This is a genomic window from Bradyrhizobium arachidis, assembly GCF_015291705.1.
Taxonomy (GTDB): Bacteria; Pseudomonadota; Alphaproteobacteria; order Rhizobiales; family Xanthobacteraceae; genus Bradyrhizobium; species Bradyrhizobium arachidis.
In genome coordinates this window covers 7,301,853-7,326,380 of sequence record NZ_CP030050.1, presented here as the reverse complement: position 1 = coordinate 7,326,380, position 24,528 = coordinate 7,301,853, and the positions used below count along the sequence as shown (strand labels likewise).

Here is a 24,528-nt window from a genome sequence, read left to right as displayed (position 1 = left end):
CGCTCAGTCGGGGCCAAACCTGTGCGCCGGCAGGCCGCGGACGCCGAGGCCTTCGACCGCGAACAGCCCGCCGGCATCGGGGTGATCGTCACCGAGCGCGTGGCTGCGCGAGATCGAGGTCACGTAGAGAACATCGAGATCGGGCCCGCCGAAGGCCACGCTGGTGGGGTGACGGACCGGCATGTCGATCGTCCGCACCATTGTCCCATCCGGTGCGAACCGCGCGATCTTGCCGATGCGCACCAGCACCGACCAGAGACAGCCTTCCGCATCGACCGTTGCACCGTCGCATCCGGACCCTTGCGCCTCGGTATCGACGAAGACGCGCTTGTTCGCGGGCGGACCGTCCGGACTGTAGTCATAGGCCCAGATGATCCGTCTTGCGCTGTCGGCGAGATAGAACGTCCGTCCGTCCAGACTGAAGCACGGCCCGTTGCTGACCGCGAGATCGGTGTCCAGCAGCTCCAGCGCGCCCGATGCGTCCAGCCGATAGAGACCGCCGAGCGGCGCCTCCTCCTGGGCGCGGTCGCCGTGCATCGTGCCTGCCACGAAGCATCCATGGGGATCGGCCTTGCCGTCGTTCAGCCGCACCTTGGCGTGGTCGAGCCCGATCGAGGGACCGTCGGTCAGCGCGCGCGTGTCGAAATCAAGGTGCGCAAATCCATGGCGCAGCGCCAGCACCGCGCCGCCGTCGCCTCGCAACGCCAATGAGCCGATTGGCGCGGGAGCGCCGAATTCGTCGATAGCGCCGGTGACGGGATCGAGCGTGCGAATCAATCCGGCGAGGGAATCGATCCAGAACAGGCGCTGCCTGCGCTCGTCCCACACCGGGCTCTCGCCGAGCTGGTCCCTGGTCGTGCCGACGCGCGTGATCCGTACCATGCTCATGGTTCCTCGCATGGGAATCGCCGGGCTTGACCGATCGGTCGGTGAAAACCTAGTTTCATTCTAAAGACTCGCTGGCTGATGAATGGATTGCGGAGTTCATGACTGAACTGTCAACGATGAAGGATGGCGTTGCGAACCAGGCCGAGGCCTCTGATCGCGTGCTTCAGATCCTCGCCGAGGCCGGCCGGCTGTTCGCCAGCAAGGGATTCGAAGGAACCTCGATGCGCGACATCGCGCTCGCCTGCGGTATCTCCAAGTCGCTGCTCTACCATCATTTCTCCAACAAGGACGAGATCTACGCGCGCGTGGCGGTCGGCTCGACGCTGGAGCTCTATCTGTTTGTGCGCGATCGCATTCCCGACGGGCCGCCGTCGCAGAAGATCCGCGCGTTCATGGTCGCCACGGCGGAATATTTCCGCCGCTACCGCTGGGCCTGGATCGCTTCGACGACCGCCTTCTGGAACGATCCCGACCGGCACCGGCACAAGGAACGGCTGACGCGGCGCGACCGCTTCGAGAACTTTCTGCGCGGCCTGATCCAGGAAGCCATCGATGCCGGCGAGATCCGCAAGGTCGATGTGCCCATGACCGGCCGGCTGATCCTGTCCTCGCTGAACTGGATGCATCGCTGGTACAATCCCAACAAGTCCGCAACCCCCGAGCAGATCGCGGACATTTTCTTCGACATGATCTTCAATGGTCTGCGCAGCGGCGAACTTGTCGAGCTTCCTGGGGCTGAGCCGCCCAAGGCCGGCCGGCGCAAGTCGCGCTGACCGGCGAGCGGCGGCCGCGCCTCATTCCAGAACGATGTTCTGCGCCTTGATCACCGGTCCCCAGAGCGCGGCATCCTTGGTCAGTTGGGCGTCGAGCCGTTCCGGCGCGCCGGTGTCGACCATCAGGCCATCGGTATCGAGCTGCTTTGCAATCTCCGCCTTCTGCATCGCGGCGTTCGCTGCCGCATTCAGCCGCGCGATGACGTCGCGCGGCGTGCCGGCGGGCGCGTGCAGCGCGGTCCAGAACGACGCCGTGAGGTCGGGATGGCTGGATTCGGCCAGCGTCGGTATCTCGGGAAAGCTTGCCATGCGCTTTTCCGAGGACACCGCGAGAATGCGGAGCTGACCACCGCGCGCGTGCTCGATAACGGCGGCGGGCGTTGCGAAATTGAGATCGCACTCTCCCGACAGCGTCTCCATGATGGAGGCCGGATTGTTGCGATAGGCAACCTCGGTGACGGAAAATCCCATCGACTTGCCCATCATGATCCCGAACAGATGCGTGACGCTGCCCGGGCCTAGCGTGGCGTAGAACAGCGGCTTGTCGCGGCCCTTGGCGTAGGCGACGAAGCTCTTGACGTCGGTGGCTGGCGTCCGCGCGTTCACGGTCAGCGACAGCGGCCCGTTGCAGAGCATGGCGACAGAGGCGAAATCCTCGAGCTTGTAGGGCAGGTTCTTGCGTAGCAGCACGTTCAGCGAAATCGGCCCGGTGCCGCCGGCCAGGAGGACCGAGCCGTCCTTCGGCGCGCGCGCCACATATTGCGATCCGACGATGCCGTTGGCGCCGGGCTTGTTGTCGACGAGGACGGGTTGATCGAGGTTTTCCGCCATCGCCTTTGCGATCGAGCGCATCAGGCTGTCGATCGAACCGCCCGGCGCATAGGGCACGATGATGAAAATCTGCGACGCTCGCGCCCTGACGATTGCGGGTGCGCCAAGCGGCGCGGCGAGGGCGCCGGCGATCAGAGCTGTCGCCTGGCGTCGGCTGATCCTGGGCATGGAAAATCCTCCTCAAGGTCATTCTTGCTTGCCGTGAACCTAGCGGCTGACCGATCGGTCGGTCAATAGGAGCGCGAGAGGATGTTGCAAGCAGGTGCGGTTGGTGTTATCAGCACAAAAAGCTGACCGGTCGGTCAGGCGTAGCGATACGACCCCAAGCAAGACGAACAGAAGCCAGGAGGAAGCCCAATGTCAGGAGATATCGTCACCCTCGAAGTGTCCGACAACATCGCGCTGGTGACGCTGAACCGGCCTCCGGTGAATGCGCTCGATCGCGCAATGCGCGACCGCATCGTGGCGGTGTTCGACGAGATTTCCGAGCGCCAGGACGTCAGGGTCGCGATCCTGACCGGCGCCGGCAAGGTGTTCTGCAGCGGTGCGGATCTGAAGGACCGGCCGGACCCGACCAAGATCGGCGCGTTTCACAGCCATAACCGCATCACGCGCGAGACCGGCAATTGCATCCGTGAATGCGCCAAGCCCGTCATCGCGGCGATCAACGGCGTCGCGCTCGGCGCGGGTGTGGGCCTGATGGCCTCCTGCGACATCTTCTACGCCTGCGAGGAAGCCGTCTTCGGCATGCCCGAGATCAATGTCGGTCTCGCCGGCGGTGCTGCGATGCTGAATACGATATTTGGCCGCTCGCTGATGCGTCGCATGTTCTTCACCGGCTATCGGGTGCCGGCCGCCGAACTCTATCGGCTCGGCATTATCGAGGCCTGCACCACCAAGGAGAACCTGCTCCCCGAGGCGATGAAGCTCGCGCGTGAGATCGCGTCCAAGAGCCCGATCGCGATGGAATACGCCAAGAACGCGGCGAACATGGTCGAGCTGATGCCGCCGCGCGATGCCTACCGCTTCGAGCAGAACATCACCATGGCCCTGTCCAAGACCGAGGACGCCAAGGAGGCGCGCATGGCGTTCCTGGAGAAGCGCGCGCCGGTGTTCAAGGGGCGCTGAGATGCGGGCGGGGGAGGGTCTCGACGCGCTGATGTCGCCGCGCTCGATCGCGATCATCGGCGCCTCGCAGGAGGCGACGAAGATCGGCGGTCGGCCGGTCGATCTGTTGCGTCGTCACGGCTATGCCGGCCGGATCTATCCGGTCAATCCCAGGGCTGCGACGGTGCAGGGGCTGCAAGCCTACGGCTCCGTCGCCGACCTGCCGGAAGCGCCCGACCTCGCCATCATCGCGGTCGATGCGGAACGCGCCGGCGAAGCGGTCGAGCAGTGCGCCGCCCGCGGCGTCCGCAGCGTCGTCGTCTTCTCCTCGGGTTTTGCCGAGCTCGGCGAGCAGGGTCGCGCCATGCAGGACCGGCTGCGCGTCGCCGCACAGCGCAGCGGCATGCGCCTGCTGGGGCCGAACTGCCTCGGCGCGGTCAGCATCGCCGAGAAGAGCATCGCGACCTTCTCGATCGTGCTCGAGCACGGCATGCCGGCTGCGGGTTCGCTCGGCATCGTGTCGCAGAGCGGCAATCTCGGCAGCTACACCATGCGTCTCGCCAGCGAGCGCGGCGTCGGCGTCAGCCGCTTCATCACGACGGGCAACGAGTGCGACATCGACATTGCCGACGGCATCGCCTGGATGGCGCGCGACCCCGCCACCAAGGTGATCCTGTGCTGTCTCGAAGCGTGCCGCGACGCCGGCCGCCTGATCGCCGCGCTTGAGGAGGCACGCGATGCCGGCAAGCCGGTCATCGCCATGAAGATCGGCACATCAGCGGCAGGCCAGGCCGCCGCGGCCTCGCACACCGGCGCGATGGCGGGATCGGATGCGGTGTTCGACGCGCTGTTTGCCCGCTGCGGCGCGGTGCGGGTGCGCAGCATCGACGAGCTGATCGATCTCGGCCATGCCGCATCGATCCTGCTGCCGGACCGGCTGCCGAAGGGGCCGGGCATCGCGATCCTCACGGCGTCGGGCGGTTTCGGCGTGCTGCTCGCGGATGCCGCGCAGTCGGTTGGGCTGACATTGCCGGAGCTCGGCGAGGAGACGCAGCGCCAGATTTTGGAATTGGTGCCCTTTGCATCCGCCCGCAACCCGGTCGACGCCACCGCGCAGATGTCGAGCCGTCCTGATCTCCTGGAGAAGATCATGACTGCCGTCGTGGCGGACGAACGGACCGACACGGTGATCCTGCCGCTGCCGTTCTCGCTGCATCTGCCGCGCCTGCGCTCCATCTACATGGACAGCTTGCGCAACATGCGTGCGCAATTTCCTCATCGCCCAATCGTCCTGTGCGTGGACGGCCCGGATGATGCGCTGGCCGAACTGCACGCGCTCGGCTTTCCGACCATCGCCAGCTTCGATGGCTGTTGCGCAACCGTTGCCGCACTGGTGCGGTTGCAGGCCGCATCGCAGCGTCCGCAGGACGCGCCCGAGGCAGTCGCGCAGGCGGCGCCGCTTCCGGCAGGCGCATTCCGCCATGAGCTTGGCGCCAAGCGCGCGCTTGCCGACGCCGGCGTTCCGGTGCTGGTCGAACATCTCGTGCAGGATGCGGATGCGGCAGTGCGCGCCGCCACCGAGATCGGTTATCCCGTGGTGCTGAAAATTGCCTCGCCCGATCTGCCGCACAAGACCGAGGCCGGCGGCGTGGTCGTCGGCCTCGGCTCGGAAGCCGACGTCCGGCGCGCCTATGCCCAGATGCGCGATCGCGTCGCCACCCGCGCGCCCACGGCGACGATCGACGGCGTGATCGTGGCGCCGATGGCCAAGGGTGTCGCCGAGCTGATCCTCGGCAGCCGCATCGACCCCGTGTTCGGACCGGTGGTAATGGTCGGCCTCGGCGGCATCTTCGCGGAGATCCTCCACGATTCCGCCGTGCAGATGGCACCGGTCAGCGAGGCGCAGGCCATGGCGATGCTGAGATCGCTCAAGGCCTTCGCGGTGCTCGACGGCGCACGCGGGCGGCCGCGTGCCGACCTCGACGCCGCGGCCCGGGCCGTTGCCGCACTGTCGCGCTTTGCCGCAGCGCATGCCGACACGGTCGCCGAGATCGACGTCAACCCGCTGCTGCTGCGCGCCGAGGGCGAGGGGGCCGTCGCGCTCGACGCGCTGCTGATCCGGCACGGCGCGCAGGCACGACACTGAATTCAAAACCACAAGAGGCCGCACAAGCCGGCCCAGAGGAAACGCGAAAAGCAGGAGGAAACGGTGAAGAGATCGACGATCGCTGCGCTCGGCATGATGGCCTTGCTGCTCACGAATGCGCCCCTGCACGCGCAGGGTATTTCCGGCGATGTCGTCAAGATCGGCATCATGAACGACCAGAACGGCCCCTACGCCGACAATTGCGGCCTCGGTTCGGTCGCGGCGGCCAAGCTCGCGGTCGCGGATTTTGGCGGAACGGTCGGCGGCAAGAAGATCGAGCTCGTGATCGCCGATGACCAGAACAAGCCCGATGTCGGCGTCGCCATCGCCATGCGCTGGGTCGACAATGAAGGCGTCGATGCCATCGTCGGCTGCTCGGCGTCCTCGATCGCGCTTGCGGTGCAGGAGATCATGAAGAACCGCAAGAAGCCCTACATGCTGGCCGGCACGGCGGGCTCATTCTTCACCAACGACAAATGCTCGCCGATGACGACGCAATGGGTGGTCGATACCTACGCCCAGCCCAAGGCCACCGTGAAGGCGCTGCTCGCGCAGGGCGTCGACAGCTGGTTCTTCCTGACGGTCGACTACGCTTTCGGCAAGGCTTGGCAGACTGACGCGACCAACTTCATCAAGGCCGGCGGCGGCAAGGTGGTCGGCTCGGTGCTGCATCCGCTGAATGCGTCGGATCTCTCCTCGTTCCTGCTGACGGCGCAGGCCAGCGGCGCCAAGGCGATCGCGCTCGCCAATTCCGGCTCTGATTTCGCCAACACGATCAAGCAGGCTCAGGAGTTCGGGCTGACCAAGTCGCAGCTGCTGGTCCCGCTCGGTCTCATGATCAGCCAGACTCACGGAATTGGCCTCAAGGACCTCCAGAACGTGCGGCTGACGACGCCGTTCTATTGGGACATGACGCCGGAAAGCCGGGCCTTCGCCAAGCGCTATGCCGAGGCGACGGGCGGTCAGTTGCTCAACGAGGGCAAGTCGGCCACTTACAGCGCCATCACGCATTATCTGAAAGCCGTCGCCGCCGCGGGGGCCGACGACGGCGAGGCCGTGATGCGGCAGATGAAGAACACGCCGGTCAACGATTTCGAGATGAAGAACGTCAGCATCCGGGCCGACGGCCAGGTGATGCGCCCGCTCTATGTCGCGCGGATCAAGACGCCGGCGGAATCCAAATACACCTACGACTATTACGAGATCACCGGCACGATCGCGCCCGAGGACGCGTGGCGGCCGGCATCGGAGAGCGCCTGCGACCTTCTCAAGTCGCAGTGAGCAACGGGTAGCCGGACATGCCGGCACGGATGGCGAAAGCAGGAAGCAGGCGATGAGTGTAGTTGAAGCGGTATCGATGCAAGCGGTCGCGGGCGAGAACCTGACGGGCGAAGCCTATCGCGATGCGATGCATCGCTGGCTGCATGCCAATCTGCCCGCCAGCTTCCGCAGCGACAGCGCCGCGTTCGCGGCGCCCACGCTGCAGCAGTCCGTCGCCTGGGAGGCGGCGATGTACCGCGCCGGCCTCACCGGCATCACCTGGCCGCAGGCCTATGGCGGGCATGGCCGCTCCTTGCGCGAACATCTCATCGCCAATCAGGAGATCGGCCGGCTTGCGATGCCGGAGAGCGTCAACTCGATCGGCAAGGAGCTTGCCGGTCCGATCATCCTGGCCGTCGGCACCGAGGAACAGAAGCGGCGCTTCCTGCCGGCGATCCTCGAGATGCGCAACATCTGGTGCCAGGGCTTCTCCGAGCCCGAGGCCGGTTCCGACCTTGCGGGCCTGCGCACCCGTGCCACGCGGGATGGTGACGGCTGGCGTATCAACGGCCAGAAGATCTGGACCAGCGGCGCCTATCGCGCACAGCGCTGCCTGGTGCTCGCGCGCACCGGACCGCTGGAGGACCGCCATCGCGGCCTTGCCATGTTCGCGGTGCCGCTCGATGCCAAGGGCGTGCGCGTGCGCACCATCAAGTCGATCGACGGCCGCGAGAGTTTTTGCGAGGTGTTCTTCGACGAGGTCGAAGTTGCCCAAACGGATGCGATCGGCGCGCCCGACGAGGGCTGGGCCGCGGCGATCCGCGTGCTCGAGATCGAGCGCGCGACCAACCGGATGTACCGCGCCTGGCGCTTCGAGAACGAGCTGCGCCATCTGATCTCCGCCAGCAAGACCGACCCGGTGCTGTCGGCGATGGTCGCGGACCGCCACTATGCGGTCCGGCTCGGCGAAGTCGCGGTCGATATCGAGGTGCTGAAGGCGCATGTCGAGACGGCCGTGGAAGCGCTCGCGAGCGGCGACAAGATCGGGGCGCGCGGCAGTCTTGCGAAGCTGTACTGGAGCGAATCGCATCAGCGCTTCGCTGCGCTCGCGATCGAGCTGCTGTCGCAGGCCTCGCTGCCGCAGAACCCGGCGATCAAGGTGGCACGGCGACGCTTCGAGACCATCTATCTTCAGGCGCGTGCCGAGACGATCTATGCCGGCACCACCGAGATTCAGCTCGGTATCATCGCCGACCGGATCCTCCAGCTGTCGCGAGGCAAATAATGGCCGCGCAGGGTCAGGTCGCGGGCCTGCTGCACGATCGCCGCGTCGTGGTGACGGGGGCGGGGCAGGGGATCGGACGTGCCATCGCGCTCGGCGTCGCCGCTGCCGGCGCGAAGGTGGTCGTGACCGATTTGCGGCAGGACCGGGCGGAGTCTGCCGCGCGCGAGATCAGGGACGCGGGCAAGGAGGCGCTGGCCTGCACGCTCGATGTGACCGATGCTGCGGCCTGCGGCGAGTTGGCGAAGCGCGTGGACGAGGAGATCGGTCCCGCCGACGTCGTCGTCAACAGTGCCGGCATCATCATCCGCGAGTCGATCGACAGCCCGCGGGCACACGAGAACTGGCGCCAGGTTTTCGACGTCAACATCAACGGCACCTTCAACGTGGTTCATGCCTTCATCCCCGCGCTGCGCAAGACGCACGGGTCCATCATCAACGTTGCCTCGGTCGCGGCCTTTGGCGGCATGAATGGTGCGCTCGGCTATTCGCCGTCCAAGGGGGCGGTGCGGTTGTTCACGCAGGCGCTGGCCCGCGATCTCGCGCCCGACGGCATCCGGGTCAACGCCGTTGCGCCCGGCATCATCGCGACCGAGATGAGCGAAAGCACGCGCGACAATCCGGCGCGGCTCTCCGGCCTGATGGCGCGCACCCCTATGAAGCGCGTAGGGCAGCCCAACGAGATCGCTGGACCCGTGATCTTTCTGGCATCGGCGATGGCCTCCTATGTCAACGGCGTCATCCTGCCGGTCGACGGCGGGTATCTCGCCTAGTGAACGATTGTAGTCGCAGGGTTTTGAGAAGAGGACGATGATGAGCATGGCCGAAGGACTTCAGCCCGCCGAGTTCGCGGCAACCGCGACACGCGCAGTGATCGCATGCGCGGGCCTGGACGTTCGCGAACAGGCGCGCAACCTCGCCGGCGACGGTTTGCTCGGCGTCATCGCGGATGAGGAGGTGGGTGGGCTTGCCCTGCCGCTCGGCTTCGCAGTGCCGGTGATCGCGGCCGCGCATTCGGGATTGCTCGGCTTCCCGCTGCTGGAAACCATTCTCGTCAGCCGGCTGCTCCAGTCGTCGCTGACGCGTCTTGCCGGTGCGATCGTGTCCGGCGAGAAGCTGGCGACGATCGCCTGGCAGGGCGAGGCGATCGCCGACCGGGAAGACGGACTGCTGATGCTGAGCGGTACGCTCGCGCGCGCCCCTTGCGCTGCATCGGTCGACCACATCCTGGTACGGATGAGTGGTGGTGCGGCAGCGCTGATCCCGGCCAATGCCAAAGGCGTCCTGGTGGAGGACGCGGCCGGCCTCGACCTGACGGTGCCGGAGCACGTGGTGCGGCTTGAGAAAGTCGAAGTTCCCATCGGCTCCGTCCTGCCGGCCGGAACATGGAATGGGCTCAACTCGGATGCCAATGTGCTTCGTGCCGCGGCCATCCTGGGATCGGCTGAGGCGTGCCTGGCGCTCGCGCAGGAGCATGCCTCGACGCGCCGTCAGTTCGGCCACGCCTTGTCCTATAATCAGGCCATCCGCCATGCGCTGGCGCGCCAGAAATTGGGATTAGAGAGTATCCGTCATGCGATCACGCGCGGCCTGTCCGAGGGCGGTGGCCCGGTTCAGCGTGATGCGGCGTTCCTGGCGGCAGCGACCTATGGCAGCTCGATCAGCGAAGGCGCGCTACAGATGCATGGCGGCATGGGTTTCACCTGGGACGTGCCGGTGCATCGCCATTTGCGCCGCATCCGCACGCTCCAGGCACAGGGCGATGCCAGCGGCCTGATCAGCGCATTCGGCCGCCGTTACGTGTCGGAAATTGCACCGTTCGCAGAGACGGGAGCGTGAGGAGATAGTCATGACCGAGATCAAGGATCAAACCCTCGCAGGCCGCATCGCCCTCGTCACCGGCGCTGGCAATGGCATCGGCCGCGCGACCGCGCTCAAGCTGGCCGCGCGCGGCGCGATCGTCGGCGTCAATGATTTGAAGCCGGAATTTGTTGATAGCACGGTGGATGCGATCAAGGCAGCGGGCGGCAACGCGGTTGCCGTCACGCAGGACGTTTCCAGCCGCGACGGCATGCGGCAGGCGGTTCTCGGATTGGCGGAGCGTCAGAGGCGTTTCGACATCCTCGTCAACAACGCGGCGTGGGTGCGCTATCAATCCGTCCCGGACATCGCTCCGGAAACCATCGATCGCATGCTCAACATCGGCTTCAAGGCGATCATCTGGGGAATCCAGGCCGCCGCGGAGGTCATGGACGCCGAGCGCGGCGGCGCCATCGTCAACGTCGCCTCGGTGGCCGGCCTGATCTCAGCCAAGAACAGCATCGTCTATAGCGGCATCAAGGCCGGCGTCATGGGCATCACGCGGGCGGCCGCGGCCGAGCTCGGCGCGCGCAACATCCGCGTCAACGCGGTCGCGCCCTCGGCGATTCCGACCGAGGGCACGATGCGCAACCGCAACGCCGAGCTCGATGCGCGCCGGGTCGCGCGGACGCCGCTGGGGCGGCTCGGCACCGTCGACGACATCGCCAAGGCGATCTGCTTTCTCGCCGGCGACGAGAGCGGCTTCATCTCGGCGCAGGTGCTCACCGTCGACGGCGGCATCACCCTGACCAACATTGCCTGACGGGACGATCGCGATGTCCAATCTGACGCCGGAACAGCAGGCGCTGAAGGACGCCTACGTCAAGGCCCGCGGCTATTGGCGGCCCTGGACGGAAGGCCTGTTGCGCCTCGATCCCGAATTTCTCCAGACCTACGGCAGATATGCGGGCTATGCCGCGGAGAAGGGGCCGCTGTCGCCCAAGATGCGGGAGCTGATCTATGTCGCGCTCGACGGTTCGGCAACGCATCTGTTCCGTTCCGGCCTCGCGCTGCACCTCGTTCTTGCGCTTCAGGCGGGAGCCTCGGCGCAGGAGATCATCGACGTATTCCGGCTCGCGACGGCTCAGGGGCTCGACGGCAGCAATGTCGGCATCAATATCCTTGCCGAGGAATTGGCAAGCGCGGGCCTCGCGGTCGATCAGCCCGAGCTGACGGACGGGCAGAGGGCGCTCCGGAGCGCCTATGTGGCGAAATTCGGAGACTGGCCCGACTTCTGCGAGCAATGGCTGCGGCACGATCCCGGCTATTTCGCCGTTATGCTCGATCTCCTCGCGGGCGGGCACGCCGAAGGTGGTCTCGACCAGCGCTCGCGATGTCTGATCTCGATCGCATTGAACGCCTGCTTCACGGGGCTCGATCCGCACGGGCTGCGTGTGCAGATCAGGCGCGCCCTGCGGCTTGGCATCGACCAGCGCGAGATCGTGCAGGTCCTTCAGATGACCGCACATCTCGGCGTGCACGCATGCGCCGTCGGCGTGCCGGTTCTGATGGAAGCCCTCGACGAACGCTCCAGAACCGGCGCAGGCAAGGGCGAGGCAGGAGGAGCGGAATGAAGGGATTGGCCATCCGCAACCAGCGGGCGTTCGCGTCCGGCGCGCTGTTCCTCGCCTTTGCGATCTTCTTCTTCCTGGTCGCGCTGGAATATCCCGCCGGCACGGCTGCGAAGATGGGGCCGGGTTATTTCCCGCGCATGCTCGCGATCGTGCTCGCTGCCATCGGTCTCGTCGTGATGCTCGGGGCGATCAAGCCGGGCGCAAGTCGGGAGGCGCTGCGCCAATGGGATCTCAAGGGGCTCGCCTGGATCACCGGATCGGTGGTGCTGTTCGGCGCCCTGCTGTTTCCGCTCGGCCTGGTTGGCGCCTTGTTCGTCCTGATCATGGTGTCGAGCAAAGCCAGCCCTGAATTCACCTGGACGGGCGCGCTGACCAATGCGGCGGTGCTCATCGTGCTGTGCCTTGCCGTCTTCGTCTATGGTCTCGGGCTGCCATTGCCCGTCTGGCCTTCCCTTTTCAACTGAACGAGCCGGTCGATGGATCTCTTCCACAATCTGGCGATCGGCTTTGCGACGGCAGCCCAGCCCGCCAATCTGCTCTACGCCTTCTTCGGCTGCCTGCTCGGCACCTTGATCGGCGTGCTTCCCGGCCTCGGTCCGCTCGCGACCATCGCGATGTTGCTGCCGATCACCTATGCGCTGCAACCGGACGCCGCGCTGATCATGCTCGCCGGCATCTATTACGGCGCGCAGTATGGCGGCTCGACCACGGCCATCGTGGTCAATCTGCCCGGCGAGTCCTCGTCCGTCGTCACCACGATCGACGGCTACCAGATGGCGAAGCAGGGCCGCGCCGGCGTCGCGCTCGCGACCGCGGCGATCGGCTCCTTCTTCGCCGGCTGCGTCGCGACGCTCGCTCTGGCGGCCCTCGCGGGCCCGCTGACTGCGACCGCGCTGCTGTTCGGCCCGAAGGAATTTTTCGCGCTGATGATCCTGGGCCTGATCCTTGCCTCGGTGCTGTCGAGCGGTCCCTTCATCGAGGGCATCGGCATGGTCGTGCTCGGCATGCTCCTGAGCCTCGTCGGCACTGACCTCAACAGCGGCAGCCAGCGCTTTGCCTTCGGCATTCCCCAGCTGTTCGACGGCCTCGATTTCGTGCCTTTGGCGATGGGCATCTTCGGCTTCGCCGAGATCGTCAAGAATCTCGAGCAGGACGACAAGCTGTCGCTGGTGACGCAGAAGATCACCAATTTGTTTCCGACCCGCGACGACTTCCGTCGCATGGTGCCGGCGATGCTGCGCGGCACGGCGCTCGGCACGCTGCTCGGCGTTCTGCCCGGCGGCGGCGCGGTGCTGTCGTCGTTTGCGTCCTATACGCTGGAGAAGAAGCTGTCGCGCCACCCCGAGCAGTTCGGCAAGGGCGCCATCGAAGGCGTTGCCGGCCCGGAATCCGCCAACAATGCCGGCGCCCAGACTTCGTTCATTCCATTGCTGACCCTTGGCGTTCCCTCCAACGTCGTGATGGCGCTGATGGTCGGCGCCATGAACATCCATAACATCCATCCGGGCCCCGAGGTGATGACGAAGAACCCGACCCTGTTCTGGGGCCTGATCGCCTCGATGTGGGTCGGAAATCTGATGCTGCTGATCCTCAACCTTCCGCTGGTCGGATTGTGGGTGAAGCTGCTCACGATTCCCTATCGCTATCTATTCCCCGCGATCATGGTGTTCTGCTCGATCGGCGTCTATTCCATCAACAGCGGAACGTTCGAGGTCTATGAAGCTGCTGTGTTCTGCGTGTTCGGCTATATCCTGATCAAGCTGCAACTGCCGGCGGCACCGCTGCTGCTGGGCCTGGTGCTGGGTCCGGCCATCGAGGAGAACTTCCGCCGCGCCATGGTGCTGTCGCGGGGCGATGCCACCGTGCTGCTGACCTCGCCGCTCTCGGCGAGCCTGCTGGCTGCCGCTGCCATCGCGGTCCTCCTGATCATGCTGCCGACAATCCGCGCCCGGCGCGAGGAGGCGCTCCAGGAATGAGAGACTTCGGAAGGCTTCCGTCATGATCCGTGAACCTGCCGCCTTCGAGGCCCTACTGGAGCGTGTCCGCTGCTTCGTCCGCGACATCGCCATTCCGACCGAGGCACGCGTCGAAAGCTGCGATGAGGTCCCGGCGGACATCGTCGCCACCATGCGCGAGGAAGGCTTCTTCGGCTGGAGCATTCCCGAGGCCTATGGCGGTGCCGGGCTCACCACGGAGGAGCTCGTCCTTGCCGCGTTCGAGCTGTCGCAATGCTCGGTCGCCTTCCGCGCCCGCGTGGGCACCAACACCGGCATCGGTTCGGAGGGAATCGTCGCCGATGGCACCGAGCAGCAGAAGCAGACCTATCTGCCGCGCCTTGCCAGCGGGGAATGGACCGGCTGCCTCGCGGTGACCGAGCCCGACGCCGGCTCGGAAGCTTCGAACGTGCGGACCATCGCCCGCCGCGAGGGCGATCACTACGTTCTCGACGGCGAGAAGTGCTTCATCACCAATGCGCCCGTCGCTGATGTCTTCACCGTCACCGCGCGAACCGACCCGCATTCGAAGGGAGCAGCGGGCGTCTCGGCCTTCATCGTCGAGCGCAGTAGCCCGGGCCTTGCGACCGGCGCGCCCTATCGCAAGATGGGGCAGGCGGGCTCGCCCGTGAGCGCGGTCTATTTCAACCAGTGCCGGGTGCCCGCGGCCAATCTGATCGGCGGCCGCGAAGGCGCGGGCTTCAAGACCATCATGAAGGTGCTGAACAAGCAGCGCATTCATCTGGCCGCCCTGTCGACCGGGCCGGCGATCCGGATGCTAGACATGGCGATCCGCTACACCGGCAGCCGTGTTCAGTTCGGCGAGCCGGTCGCGAATTACCAGCTGGTGCAGGCGATGATCGCGGACTGCCGGACCGAGATTTTCGCGGCGCAGTCGATGATTCTCGAGACCGCGCGCAAACGCGACCGCGGCGAAGACATCGCGCTCGAAGCGTCGATGTGCAAATATTTCGCGACCGAGATGTGCGGCCGCGTGGCCGATCGCTGCGTGCAGATGTTCGGCGGCGCCGGCTACGTCGCCGATCACTCCTCGATCGAACGCTGGTACAGGGACGTCCGGCTGTTCCGTCTTTACGAGGGCACCAGCCAGATTCATCAGCTCAACATCGCGCGCCTGCTGCTGCGGGACGCAGTGTGAGCCGTCAAGCCAAATTGAGGAAGTGAGATGAGCGGGCCGCTCGAAGGACTGAAGGTCCTGGACATCGCGACCATCGTCGCTGCGCCGTTCGCGGCAACGCTGCTGGCCGACTACGGTGCCGAGGTGCTCAAGATCGAGATGCCCGGGCAGGGCGACGGCGTGCGCGCCTTTCCGCCGTTCAAGGACGGCAAGCCGTTGTGGTGGAAGAGCGTCAACCGCAACAAGAAGTTCGCAACGCTCGACCTGCGCAAGCCGGAAGGCGTCGCGCTGTTCAAGCGGATGCTGGCGCAATTCGACGTGCTGATCGAGAATTTCCGCCCCGGCACGCTCGACCGTTGGGGATTGTCGAAGGAGGTGCTGTGGCAGATCCAGCCGCGCCTCGTCATCCTGCGCGCCACCGCGTTCGGCCAGGACGGACCGTATCGCGACAGGCCCGGCTTCGCGCGGATTTTCGAGGCGATGGGCGGGCTCACCTACATCACCGGGGAGGCCGCCGGTCAGCCGATGCATCCGGGCTATCCGATCGGTGACGCGATCGGCGGCCTGTTCGGCGCGGTCGGCGCGCTCGCGGCGCTGTGGAAGCGCGCGAAAAATCCGGATGCACCGGGCGAGGAGATTGATCTCGCGCTGACCGAAGCCGTTTTCCGGCTGCTCGACGTTTTGCCGATCGAGTTCGATCAGTTGGGAGAGGTGCGCGGCCGGATCGGAAACGGCAACGCGTATTCCGCGCCCGCCGCGGTCTACCGGACCCGCGATGATCGCTGGGTCACGCTGGCGGGCTCGACCAATGCGCTGTTTGCGGCGAATTGCCGGGCCATCGGCCGGCCTGACCTGATCGAGGATCCCCGTTTTTCCAACAACGCGCGCCGCGTCGAGCATTCGGCGGAGTTGAATGCGATCTTCTCGCAATGGTGCGGCGACCATACGCTCGAAGACGTGCTTGCCGCCTTTGCCGCCGAGGAGGGCACGCTGGCGCCGATCTATGCGATCGACCAGATCGCCGCCGATCCGCAATCCCTGGCGCGCGAGATGATCACCCGCGTTCCCGACCGGGATTTCGGCTCGGTGGCGATGTCGAATGTCGTGCCGCGTTTCACGGTCGATCGCGCGCGGTTGAAGACATCCGCGGGCGACATCGGCCAGGACAATCGCGAGATCTACCAGCGCTGGCTCGGGCTTTCAGAGGCCGAGATCGATCGCCTCGCCGAGCTGAAGGTCATCTGACAAGGTCGCGAGGGCCGCAGGGCGAAGCAGGCTCGGCGGCGCTATTGCCGGGCCGCGATCGCGGTCATCTCGAGCTTGACGCCCGGACCGAGATCGGCCACGCCGATTGCAGCGCGCGCCGGCAGATGCGCTTCCGCGAAGTGCGCCTTCCAGGCCGCGTTGAACTCGGCCTTCTCCTTGAGATCGGTCATGTAGATGGTCACCTGCAAGACCTTGGAAACATCGGACCCGAGGGTCTTCAGCAGCTGCGCCAGCTGCCGGAGGACGTCGTTGGCCTGGCCCGACATATCGAGGCTCGTATCCTCGGGGACGATCCCGCCGATGTAGAGCACACCATTGTGCTCGACCACTTCGTGGAGAAGTCCTTCGTAGGGCAAGACGCGATTTATCATGATGAGACCGATACTGCTCGGGGGGATGCGTGGCGTATCGCATATTCCGACCACCATTGCGAGACCCTTACCTCACTCGCCCTCCGCGCCTTCTGATCATGAGGAGGAGCGGGGGACGCAGCAAGGTGCATTCCCGCTTTGCGGCCGGTGCTGCCGCGCACGGCTTTGACCGGAAATCAGGAAGCTCGCCAGCGCCAGCATCCAGACGGAAAGCCCGCCATAGAGCATCACCAGCCTGAAGCCGTGGATCAGCGCATCCTGCAGGACGGCTTCCGCCGCCGGCGTCAGGCTCAGCTCGGGGATATCGGACGCGCGGACGGCACCGCCGGCGATCTTCTGCGCAACATCTTGCAGGCGGCCGGCGTCGAGCGCGGCGGGAAGTGTGCTGCTCAGCCGGGACGAAATGCCCGCGATCAGGATGAAGCCCATCAAGGCGATGTTGATCGCCAGCGAAATCATGCGGGCGCTCATGTCGATCCCTGAGGCCATGCCGGCCCGCGTGCTCGGCACCGATGCGGTCGTGACGTTGGTCACCGGCGTATTGGTGAGACCGAGGCCGACGCCTGCGAGGAGGCATCCCGGCGCCAGCGTCAGCCAGCTGACATGCGCGACGCCGCTGCCGGTCCACATCAGTAGGAAGCCGAGACCGATCACAAACAGGCCGGCCGGGATGGCGATGCCGCCGCCAAACCTCAGCAAGATCCGTTCGCCGAACGGCGGAACGACGAGCGTCGGAAGTGTGTAGGCGAGCAGCGCCAGGCCTGCCGCGATGTTGTCGTAGCCAAGCGCGCTACGGAAGAAGATCGGCAGGTAGATCATGAACGGCCAGAAGCTGAAGTTCATGCCGGCCGACCCCAGCAGGGCGCCAGAGAAGGCGGGTATGCGCAGGACCGAGAAGTCGAACATCGGGCGGGCGCTACGCGTCTCCGCCAGCACGAAGGCGACGAAGCTGAGAACCGCCGTCGCGACAATCGCAAAGCCGGTCGGACTGGTGAAGCCGAAATCAGGACCCTGCGTGATGTAGAAGGCCACACAGAACACCGAGGTTGAGAGCGTCGCGATCCCCGCGACATCGAGATGCGTCGCGTCGGGATCGCGCGACTCCTGCACACCGGTCGCGGCGAGCGCAGTCGTGGCAATGGCGATGACGGCATGGACCAGGAACACCCACTGCCAGCCGGAGACTGCGACGATCGCCGCCCCGATGATGGGGCCGAAGCCAAGGCCAATTCCGAAGATGATCCCCCAGGCCGCAAAGGCGCGAGCGCGCTCCGGTCCTTCCTGGAATTGATGTGAGAGAACGGCAACCTGGCAGATCAGCATCGCACCGCCGCTCATGCCCTGAAGGAAGCGGCTCACGATGAGGACCAGGGCGTCCTGTGCGAGGCCGCAGACCAGCGAGGCAAGTCCGAACACGACGATGCTGACGACGAACACAAGCTTTCTGCCGTAGCGATCCGCCAGCGTCCCCGTCGCCATCAGAACCGTCGTAACTGCGATGGTGTAGGCGTTCATGATCCACTGGAGCTGCTGGAAGGTTGCGTGCAGCACCGTCTCCAGTGTCGGCAGGATCGTCGGCACGCTGGAGATCTCCAGGCCGAACATGAGGGACGCGAGGCACGCCGCGGCGAGGGCAATTGTGTTTCGTCGTGATGGTGAGACCGTCAAAGCTGTGACCTCCAAACTTGGTGCCGATGACGGACGTGCAGGCGCGACATCCCTCGATCGAAGGATGCTGCTTTCCGCTGCGCTGCCGTGCGTCTGGCCGCGCGAACATAGGGGGGCCTTGACCACAACAAAATCCGATCAATATTGATTTCAGAGACAACAAAGCCGGATGTTGGAATGCTCTCGCTCGATGTCGATGCCGTCAGGGCTTTTGTGATGGTGGCGGATCTCCACAGCTTCACGCGCGCCGCGAAGGCTTTGGGGACTACGCAAGGGGCGATCAGCGTGAAGCTGAAGCGGCTCGAGGATCGCATCGGTCATCGCTTGCTCGAACGCACGCCGCGCTCGGTGCGGCTGTCGGCGCAGGGAACCGCCTTCCTCCAGGGCGCGCGGGACTTCATCGCGGCTCACGAGCGCGCGATCGCGGGACTCACTGCGCCGCCGCGTCACTTCGGCCTCGGCATTGCCGCGCATGTCGCAGGCCCGGAGGTTCCGTCCTTGCTGTCGCGGCTCCATGCGCATGATCCGAATTTGACCATCGAGGTCCAGCTCGACAGTTCGCGAAACCTCCTCGATCTGTTCGATCAGGGACGGCTGGACGCGGCCATCGTCCAGCGCGAGGACGATCGTCGCGACGGCGAGACGCTTGCACACGAGCGCTTCGGCTGGTTCGCAGCGCAGGGGTTCGAGCACAGGCCGGGAGAGCCCTTGCGCCTCGCCGCGCTGGCCGCGACCTGCGGTGTCCGCAACATCGCCACGCAGGCACTGGACGCTGCCGGCATCAAATGGACCGAGGTGTTTTTGGGAGGTGGCTCCTCTGCGGTCCACGCCGCGGTTGTGGCCGGACTCGCAATCGCACCGTTGTCGTATCGGATCGCTCCTGGCGGCACGATCGACATCGGCGAGCGGCTTGGGCTACCAAAACTTCCACCGTCCGAGGTCGTGCTTCATTCGTCCTTGACGGATCGACGGTCGCGGGCTGCCCTGGCCGCATTGGCGGCCGCATTCCGCGAGCATCGTGCGCCGGCGTGAGCCCACGCGAAGCCAGCGACTGTCGTTCCAACGAAACGTTCACCAGACCGCACGGCGTACAGGGGAGCCCCGCGTCTACGTCAGCCTGATCGCCATGACATCGGGATGTGGATCGGTATACTGCCACCACGCACCGGAACAAGGATCTCGCGATGGACGATACGATTGGCTTCCCCGACCCGGGCCTCGACCTGTCGGACGGCTTCAAGCCGCACACCTCGCATTGGGGCGTGTTTTCCGCGCGTCACGGCGAAGCCGGGCTCGAGGTCAGGGCCTATGCGGGCGATCCTGATCCGAACGGCATCATCGAAAATTTCCCCGGCGCGCTGCGCCACCAGGCGCGCATCGCCCAGCCGGCGATCCGCCGCGGCTGGCTCGAGCGGGGTCCAGGTCCGGACGATCGCCGCGGCCGCGACGAGTTCGTCTCGGTGAGCTGGGAGAAGGCGCTCGATCTGCTCGGCGACGAGCTCGGCCGCATCCGCGACACGCGCGGTCCCGGCGCCGTGTTCGGCGGCTCCTATGGCTGGTCGAGCGCGGGCCGCTTCCATCATGCCCAGAGCCAGGTGCACCGCTTCCTCAACATCGCCATGGGCGGCTATGTGCGCTCGGTGAACACCTACTCGTCGGGTGCGTCCTCGGTGCTGCTACCGCAGATCCTCGCGGGCTACGAGGACATCACCAAGCGCAACGTCACTTGGGAGCAGATCGCTGCCGAGACCGACATCGTGCTCGCTTTCGGCGGCATGGCGCTGAAAAACTCCATGGTGGCCGGCGGCTCGATCAGCAAGCATGTCGAGCGCGGCGCGATGGAAGCTGCGCGTCGGCGCGGCTGCGAGTTCATTCTGGTGAGCCCGCTGCGCGACGATCTTCCCGTCGAGGCGGGCGCGGAGTGGATGACCTGCGTGCCCGGCACCGACACCGCCCTGATGCTCGGCATCGTCCACACGCTGGTCGCGGAAAACCTGCACGACCAGGCCTTCCTCGATCGCTATACCGAAGGCTGGCCGGTTTTCTTGCGCTATCTCCTTGGCGAGAGCGACGGGCAGCCCAAGCACGCCGACTGGGCCGCATCGATCTCAGGCGTCGACGCCGACGCCATCCGCTCGCTTGCGCGCCGCGCTGCCGGCAAGCGCGCGCTGATCACCGTCTCGCATTCGCTCCAGCGCGCCGAGCATGGCGAGCAGCCGGTGTGGATGGGCATGGTGCTGGCGGCAGCCCTCGGCCAGATCGGACTCCCCGGCGGCGGCTACGCCTATTCGCTCGGCGCGATCGGCTATTACGGCCGCCGCGTCAACGACGTGCCGGGGCCGACGCTGGGGCAGGGCCGCAACGGCGTTGCCGATTTCATTCCAGTGGCGCGCATCGCCGACATGCTGCTCAATCCCGGCACCACCTATCGCTACAATGGCGAGACGCGGACCTATCCGGACATTCGCCTCGTCTACTGGGCCGGCGGCAATCCCTTCCATCACCACCAGGACATCAACCGCCTGCGCAAGGCGTTTGCGCAGCTCGATACCTTCGTGGTGCACGAGCTCGCCTGGACTGCGACGGCGCGTCACGCCGACATCGTGCTGCCGAGCACGATGACACTCGAGCGCGAGGACATCGGCTATTCCACCAACGATCCCCTCATGGTCGCGATGCACCGCATCGCCGAGCCGTTCGGCCTTGCACGGGACGATTACGAGATATTTGCCGATCTCGCCGAGCGTCTCGGCGCCCGCGAACCCTTCACCGAGGGCCGCACATCGCGGCAATGGCTGGAGCATCTCTACGAGCCGACCCGCGCCTCGCTGGCCAAGCGCGGTCTTGAGGCCCCCAGCTTCGAAACATTCTGGCAGCGCGGCAGCCTGGTCGTGCCGCAGCAGCCCGACGATGGCGGCCGGCTGCGCCGCTTCCGCGAGGATCCCGTGAATCATGCGCTGCCGACGCCGAGCGGCCGCATCGAGGTCTTTTCGCAAAAGATCGCCGGCCATGGCGATGCGGATTGCCCCGGCCATCCGGTCTGGCTGAAAAAGACCGACATGCCGAGACCGGGCGCGCCGTGCTTCCTCGTTGCCAACCAGCCGGTGACCCGCCTGCACAGCCAGCTCGATTTCGGCGGCCATTCGCTTGGCGCAAAGCATCGCGGCCGCGAGGTCGCGCGCATGAACCCGGTTGATGCAAATGCCCGCGGCATCAAGGATGGCGACATCATCCGCCTGTTCAACGAACGCGGCGCGTGCCTTGCCGCCGTCCACGTCACCGACGGCATCGCGGCCGGTGTCGTGCAGCTTCCGACCGGCGCCTGGTACGATCCGATGGATCCCGAGGACGAGGCGCCGCTCTGCGTGCACGGCAATCCGAACGTGCTCACCCGCGACATCGGCACGTCGTCGTTCGCGCAAGGCTGCACGGGGCAGCTGACGACGGTGGAGGTGGAGAAGTTCACCGGCAATCTGCCGCCGATCCGGGCGTTCGATCCGGTGTAGGGGGAAGGCGCCTTCGCCTTCCTGTTTGCGGAAGGGCGCCGTTGCCGGCTACGCATGACTCTGCCGGGCGCCCTGCTGAACGGCCGCTGATGCGCTGCATCAAAAACGATAGCGCAAATGACTGGGGCCGACGCAAGTACCTGCAAGGACGCGGCTTGTAGCGATTTCGCCCCAGTGCATCTTCAAAACGCATCGGTCGTGGTCCCACGAAACCTGTCTGCACGCCCAGCGTCCAGGACGCGCCCCTACACCTCTGGATTGTACGATCGAACAGGAATATACTGGCTAACTGCGCCCCCTTTTTATTAGGCGCCCCGTTGATACGCTTCCACGTTGCTTCCTGCGAATTGCGCGCAGGCGCTGATGCGAACGAAGACTTTTTCCGTATTACAAATAAAGATTTTGAACATGTCGATTCCAGCAGCTGCGGCCCCGCCACGAGGAAGCTTTCCGTTTGTCGTCTGCTTGGTTTGCCTGGCGGCTTACTTCAGCTACCATCTTGTCAAATTCTCCCCGCTCTCGGACTACTTCCTGTACACGGCGGAGTTTGCGCACGACAATTTCGGCTGGCGATTGATCGCTCAATTCCTGCTCTGCATCGGGTTGTATCTGATCTTCGCCATTCTGCTATTTCGCAGAGTCATTTCGCGTGCAAAGGGCACCGCGCTCTCTCCGGCACCATCGGTCATCGAACGATTGGCGCGGTTGATCATTCTCGTCATGCCGGCCGTTGCTCTCAGCTATTTGCTGATCGATGCCGCGGGCCAAGCCGCCGGCGGGTCATGGGTGATCTGGCTGGCTGCCTCCGTTGTCATCATTACCACCGTGATTCAGGCGATCATGGCCTCAATTCCGATAAATCAAGAGCAGCGTGTTGCGTCCGTCGGGAAAACGCTGGCCATTCTGGTGTTGGCCGGCGGCTGCGCGCTCGCGCTTTATTTTTGGCTTTGGTACGACGTGATCGGTGCAACCTTCTTCATCGGTGGCGTCGGAATCATCCTGCTGTTTCTCGTATGTCTGTTGCTGCTCGGTGAGGCCCTCATTTGGTTGAACGGCATCGTTTATGGGGCCACTGCTTGGCTCCTTGTGATAGTTCTGCTGAGCCAATTCATTGGCGGTTCATCGCCTGAATTTCCCTACAGCGTCGTTGACATCGGCGACGCAAAGCCGGAAACGCCCGCAGCGATCGAAAGCACCGTTCAGAATCGCCAGGTGCCAAGCCTTGTTCCTGCTTTCCGCAGCTGGCTGGAGCAGCGTCATGTTTCGGCAGGATCGGGTGAGCAAGGACGGAAATATCCGATCTTCATCGTAGCAGCGCAGGGAGGCGGTCAGTACGCCGCCTATCACACGGCACTCTCCCTTGCCCGCCTCTATGACAGTTGCCCGAAACTCAAGGACCACGTCTTCGCGATCAGCGGCGTCTCCGGTGGAAGTCTGGGCGCGAGCATCTTCAGCGAACTGTTGCGTCGATCTGAACCGCTCGGGGACGGGTGCTCCGCTGTTCCGGTCAATGACGGCAAGCTGGAGAAATCCGTCCGCGAGTTCTTTGAGTACGATTTGGTGACCCCGGTCGTCGCGAGCGGACTTTTCTTCGATGTGCCAACGCTCGCCATTCCGCAACTGCATCTTGCTCCGGACCGGGCAAACACGCTCGAGCTAGCCGTCAAGAACGCGATCAACGCCGTAACGGGCTCGAACGGAGACGGCAGCTCGACACAGTTCTATTCGTCATGGTCTGCCGCAGGTGTCACTCCAGCGCTGTTCTTGAATACGACCAGCGCGAACTATGGAAGGTCGACCCTGATTTCGCAGCTATATATGACAGACAAGCGTACCGCAGTTGCGTTCTCCGACCTGTTCGCCCTCGTTTGGGGCCGGCTCACACAACAAACCGAGAAAGATCCTGAGCGGCTGAGGCTTGTTCAGCGCATGGTCACCGCTGGGATTCGTTCGAGCGAGTATTCGCGGCCGGCCTATTTCAACATTCTCGAATATCGCCCCAATCTTCAATTGTCGCTTCTGACGGCAGCAATACTGAGCGCGCGCTTTCCCTATGTAACGCCGCCCGGCGTGTTGTACGCAGACAAGAAGATCGTAGCCGCGGACGCGACATTGCGGGAGACCACCGGGCTTCAATTGATCGACGGCGGTTTCTGGGACAACAGCGGCATCGCGACCGCTATCGAGATCATCAAGCAGTTGCAGGCTGCCGAGGATACCAAGACCCTCGTGTCAAATCTCGAACTTCATCTGATTTCGTTCGGGCATTCGAATGCAGCATTGCAATTGGAGGGGCAGCGAGGTGCCCAATCAGAGCTCGTCGCGCCGATCACGACATTCGAAGCCGTGAGGACCGCGCGCAGTCTCCGCCAGGCCGATGCGTTGGCTGCCGGATTCAAGTTCGTGCACGGCTATCAACTCTTCGATCATGAATTTCAGGCGCCTTTGTCATGGACGCTGTCGGCTCGTATGCGGGCTCAGATTGAGGCGCGGAGCGGCGGCCGTGCTGATCCGTCGCTATGTTGTATGCTGAACCTGCCGCCTATTGCCTCAAACATCATGACTTTGCTCGGTTCCATTCCTGAGTTCGTTCTGGACGTGCATCTGTTCAAGAAGTACCTGGACACGAGCTCCGTCTCCGATCTGCAGCGACAGGGCCTTAAGCTGTTTGCTCCGAACGCGCGGCAATTTGCGGACGTTGTCCGGGCGGTTCGTGAAAATTCAGAGATCCCAAGGCAGCCTTCGAAATAGCTCGCAGGCTGGAATATCGGCCAAGCGGTGCGCCGCACCGGCGCGCATGAGCGGTTCCCGACGGGAAGAGAATGGGGCCGTCCTGTGTGGGCGCAGGGACGGCCCCGAGAGGC

The 24,528-nt window shown here is 65.0% G+C and carries 20 protein-coding genes; 16 read left to right on the top strand and 4 right to left on the bottom strand.

Annotation, left to right across the window (positions count from 1 at the left end):
- Window positions 1–3: 3 nt before the first annotated feature.
- Entirely contained in the window at window positions 4–888 is an 885-nt protein-coding gene (locus WN72_RS34450; RefSeq protein ID WP_027564600.1) for an SMP-30/gluconolactonase/LRE family protein, read from the bottom strand.
- A 98-nt stretch (window positions 889–986) separates the two neighbouring features.
- Between WN72_RS34450 and WN72_RS34445 the strand changes: the two genes are divergently transcribed.
- Complete coding sequence (locus tag WN72_RS34445) at window positions 987–1,661, top strand: TetR/AcrR family transcriptional regulator (protein WP_027564599.1); 675 nt, start codon at window positions 987–989, stop codon at window positions 1,659–1,661.
- A 21-nt stretch (window positions 1,662–1,682) separates the two neighbouring features.
- Here WN72_RS34445 and WN72_RS34440 read toward each other — a convergent pair whose 3' ends face one another.
- On the bottom strand, window positions 1,683–2,660 hold the full coding sequence (locus WN72_RS34440) for a tripartite tricarboxylate transporter substrate binding protein (RefSeq protein WP_027564598.1): 978 nt from the start codon (window positions 2,658–2,660) through the stop codon (window positions 1,683–1,685).
- A gap of 189 nt (window positions 2,661–2,849) precedes the next feature.
- Between WN72_RS34440 and WN72_RS34435 the strand changes: the two genes are divergently transcribed.
- From WN72_RS34435 to WN72_RS34380, 12 genes are all read left to right on the top strand, one after another.
- Window positions 2,850–3,620: an enoyl-CoA hydratase/isomerase family protein gene (locus tag WN72_RS34435; RefSeq protein WP_027564597.1), complete on the top strand. Its 771-nt coding sequence runs from the start codon at window positions 2,850–2,852 to the stop codon at window positions 3,618–3,620.
- A 1-nt stretch (window position 3,621) separates the two neighbouring features.
- A complete protein-coding gene (locus WN72_RS34430) occupies window positions 3,622–5,745 on the top strand; it encodes an acetate--CoA ligase family protein (RefSeq protein WP_092216118.1) in 2,124 nt (707 codons plus the stop codon).
- Window positions 5,746–5,808: 63 nt separating this feature from the next.
- Window positions 5,809–7,026: an ABC transporter substrate-binding protein gene (locus WN72_RS34425; RefSeq protein ID WP_092216117.1), complete on the top strand. Its 1,218-nt coding sequence runs from the start codon at window positions 5,809–5,811 to the stop codon at window positions 7,024–7,026.
- 52 nt (window positions 7,027–7,078) lie between these two features.
- A complete protein-coding gene (locus WN72_RS34420) occupies window positions 7,079–8,290 on the top strand; it encodes an acyl-CoA dehydrogenase (RefSeq protein WP_092216116.1) in 1,212 nt (403 codons plus the stop codon).
- Complete coding sequence (locus WN72_RS34415) at window positions 8,290–9,060, top strand: SDR family NAD(P)-dependent oxidoreductase (protein WP_167380811.1); 771 nt, start codon at window positions 8,290–8,292, stop codon at window positions 9,058–9,060. The genes WN72_RS34420 and WN72_RS34415 overlap by 1 nt, the downstream gene beginning before the upstream one ends.
- A gap of 40 nt (window positions 9,061–9,100) precedes the next feature.
- A complete protein-coding gene (locus WN72_RS34410) occupies window positions 9,101–10,126 on the top strand; it encodes an acyl-CoA dehydrogenase family protein (protein ID WP_245003220.1) in 1,026 nt (341 codons plus the stop codon).
- A 10-nt stretch (window positions 10,127–10,136) separates the two neighbouring features.
- Window positions 10,137–10,910 (top strand): SDR family NAD(P)-dependent oxidoreductase, encoded by a 774-nt coding sequence (locus tag WN72_RS34405; RefSeq protein WP_092216114.1) that lies wholly within the window; start codon window positions 10,137–10,139, stop codon window positions 10,908–10,910.
- Window positions 10,911–10,923: 13 nt separating this feature from the next.
- The gene (locus tag WN72_RS34400; protein ID WP_092216113.1) at window positions 10,924–11,721 is read left to right on the top strand and encodes a carboxymuconolactone decarboxylase family protein; all 798 of its coding nucleotides are present in this window, start codon (window positions 10,924–10,926) and stop codon (window positions 11,719–11,721) included.
- Window positions 11,718–12,185 carry a tripartite tricarboxylate transporter TctB family protein gene (locus tag WN72_RS34395; protein WP_084335030.1) on the top strand — a complete coding sequence of 156 codons (468 nt, stop codon included), beginning with the start codon at window positions 11,718–11,720 and terminating at the stop codon, window positions 12,183–12,185. Before WN72_RS34400 ends, WN72_RS34395 begins: the two co-directional genes overlap by 4 nt.
- A 12-nt stretch (window positions 12,186–12,197) precedes the next feature.
- Window positions 12,198–13,697, top strand: coding sequence for a tripartite tricarboxylate transporter permease (locus WN72_RS34390; RefSeq protein ID WP_027564588.1), 1,500 nt, complete (start codon window positions 12,198–12,200; stop codon window positions 13,695–13,697).
- Between the two features lie 22 nt (window positions 13,698–13,719).
- Complete coding sequence (locus tag WN72_RS34385; RefSeq protein WP_092216112.1) at window positions 13,720–14,874, top strand: acyl-CoA dehydrogenase family protein; 1,155 nt, start codon at window positions 13,720–13,722, stop codon at window positions 14,872–14,874.
- Between the two features lie 27 nt (window positions 14,875–14,901).
- On the top strand, window positions 14,902–16,098 hold the full coding sequence (locus WN72_RS34380; protein ID WP_092216111.1) for a CaiB/BaiF CoA transferase family protein: 1,197 nt from the start codon (window positions 14,902–14,904) through the stop codon (window positions 16,096–16,098).
- 41 nt (window positions 16,099–16,139) lie between these two features.
- On the opposite strand, the gene WN72_RS34375 is transcribed toward WN72_RS34380, so the two are convergent.
- A complete protein-coding gene (locus tag WN72_RS34375; RefSeq protein ID WP_027564585.1) occupies window positions 16,140–16,490 on the bottom strand; it encodes a RidA family protein in 351 nt (116 codons plus the stop codon).
- A 96-nt stretch (window positions 16,491–16,586) separates the two neighbouring features.
- On the bottom strand, window positions 16,587–18,095 hold the full coding sequence (locus WN72_RS34370; protein ID WP_092216110.1) for an MFS transporter: 1,509 nt from the start codon (window positions 18,093–18,095) through the stop codon (window positions 16,587–16,589).
- Between the two features lie 240 nt (window positions 18,096–18,335).
- Between WN72_RS34370 and WN72_RS34365 the strand changes: the two genes are divergently transcribed.
- The 3 genes from WN72_RS34365 to WN72_RS34355 all read left to right on the top strand — a co-directional run bounded on the left by WN72_RS34365 (window position 18,336) and on the right by WN72_RS34355 (window position 24,415).
- Complete coding sequence (locus WN72_RS34365) at window positions 18,336–19,190, top strand: LysR family transcriptional regulator (protein ID WP_027564584.1); 855 nt, start codon at window positions 18,336–18,338, stop codon at window positions 19,188–19,190.
- A 152-nt stretch (window positions 19,191–19,342) separates the two neighbouring features.
- Complete coding sequence (locus WN72_RS34360; RefSeq protein ID WP_167380810.1) at window positions 19,343–21,664, top strand: molybdopterin guanine dinucleotide-containing S/N-oxide reductase; 2,322 nt, start codon at window positions 19,343–19,345, stop codon at window positions 21,662–21,664.
- 363 nt (window positions 21,665–22,027) lie between these two features.
- Window positions 22,028–24,415 carry a hypothetical protein gene (locus tag WN72_RS34355; RefSeq protein WP_143130595.1) on the top strand — a complete coding sequence of 796 codons (2,388 nt, stop codon included), beginning with the start codon at window positions 22,028–22,030 and terminating at the stop codon, window positions 24,413–24,415.
- Window positions 24,416–24,528: the final 113 nt, after the last annotated feature.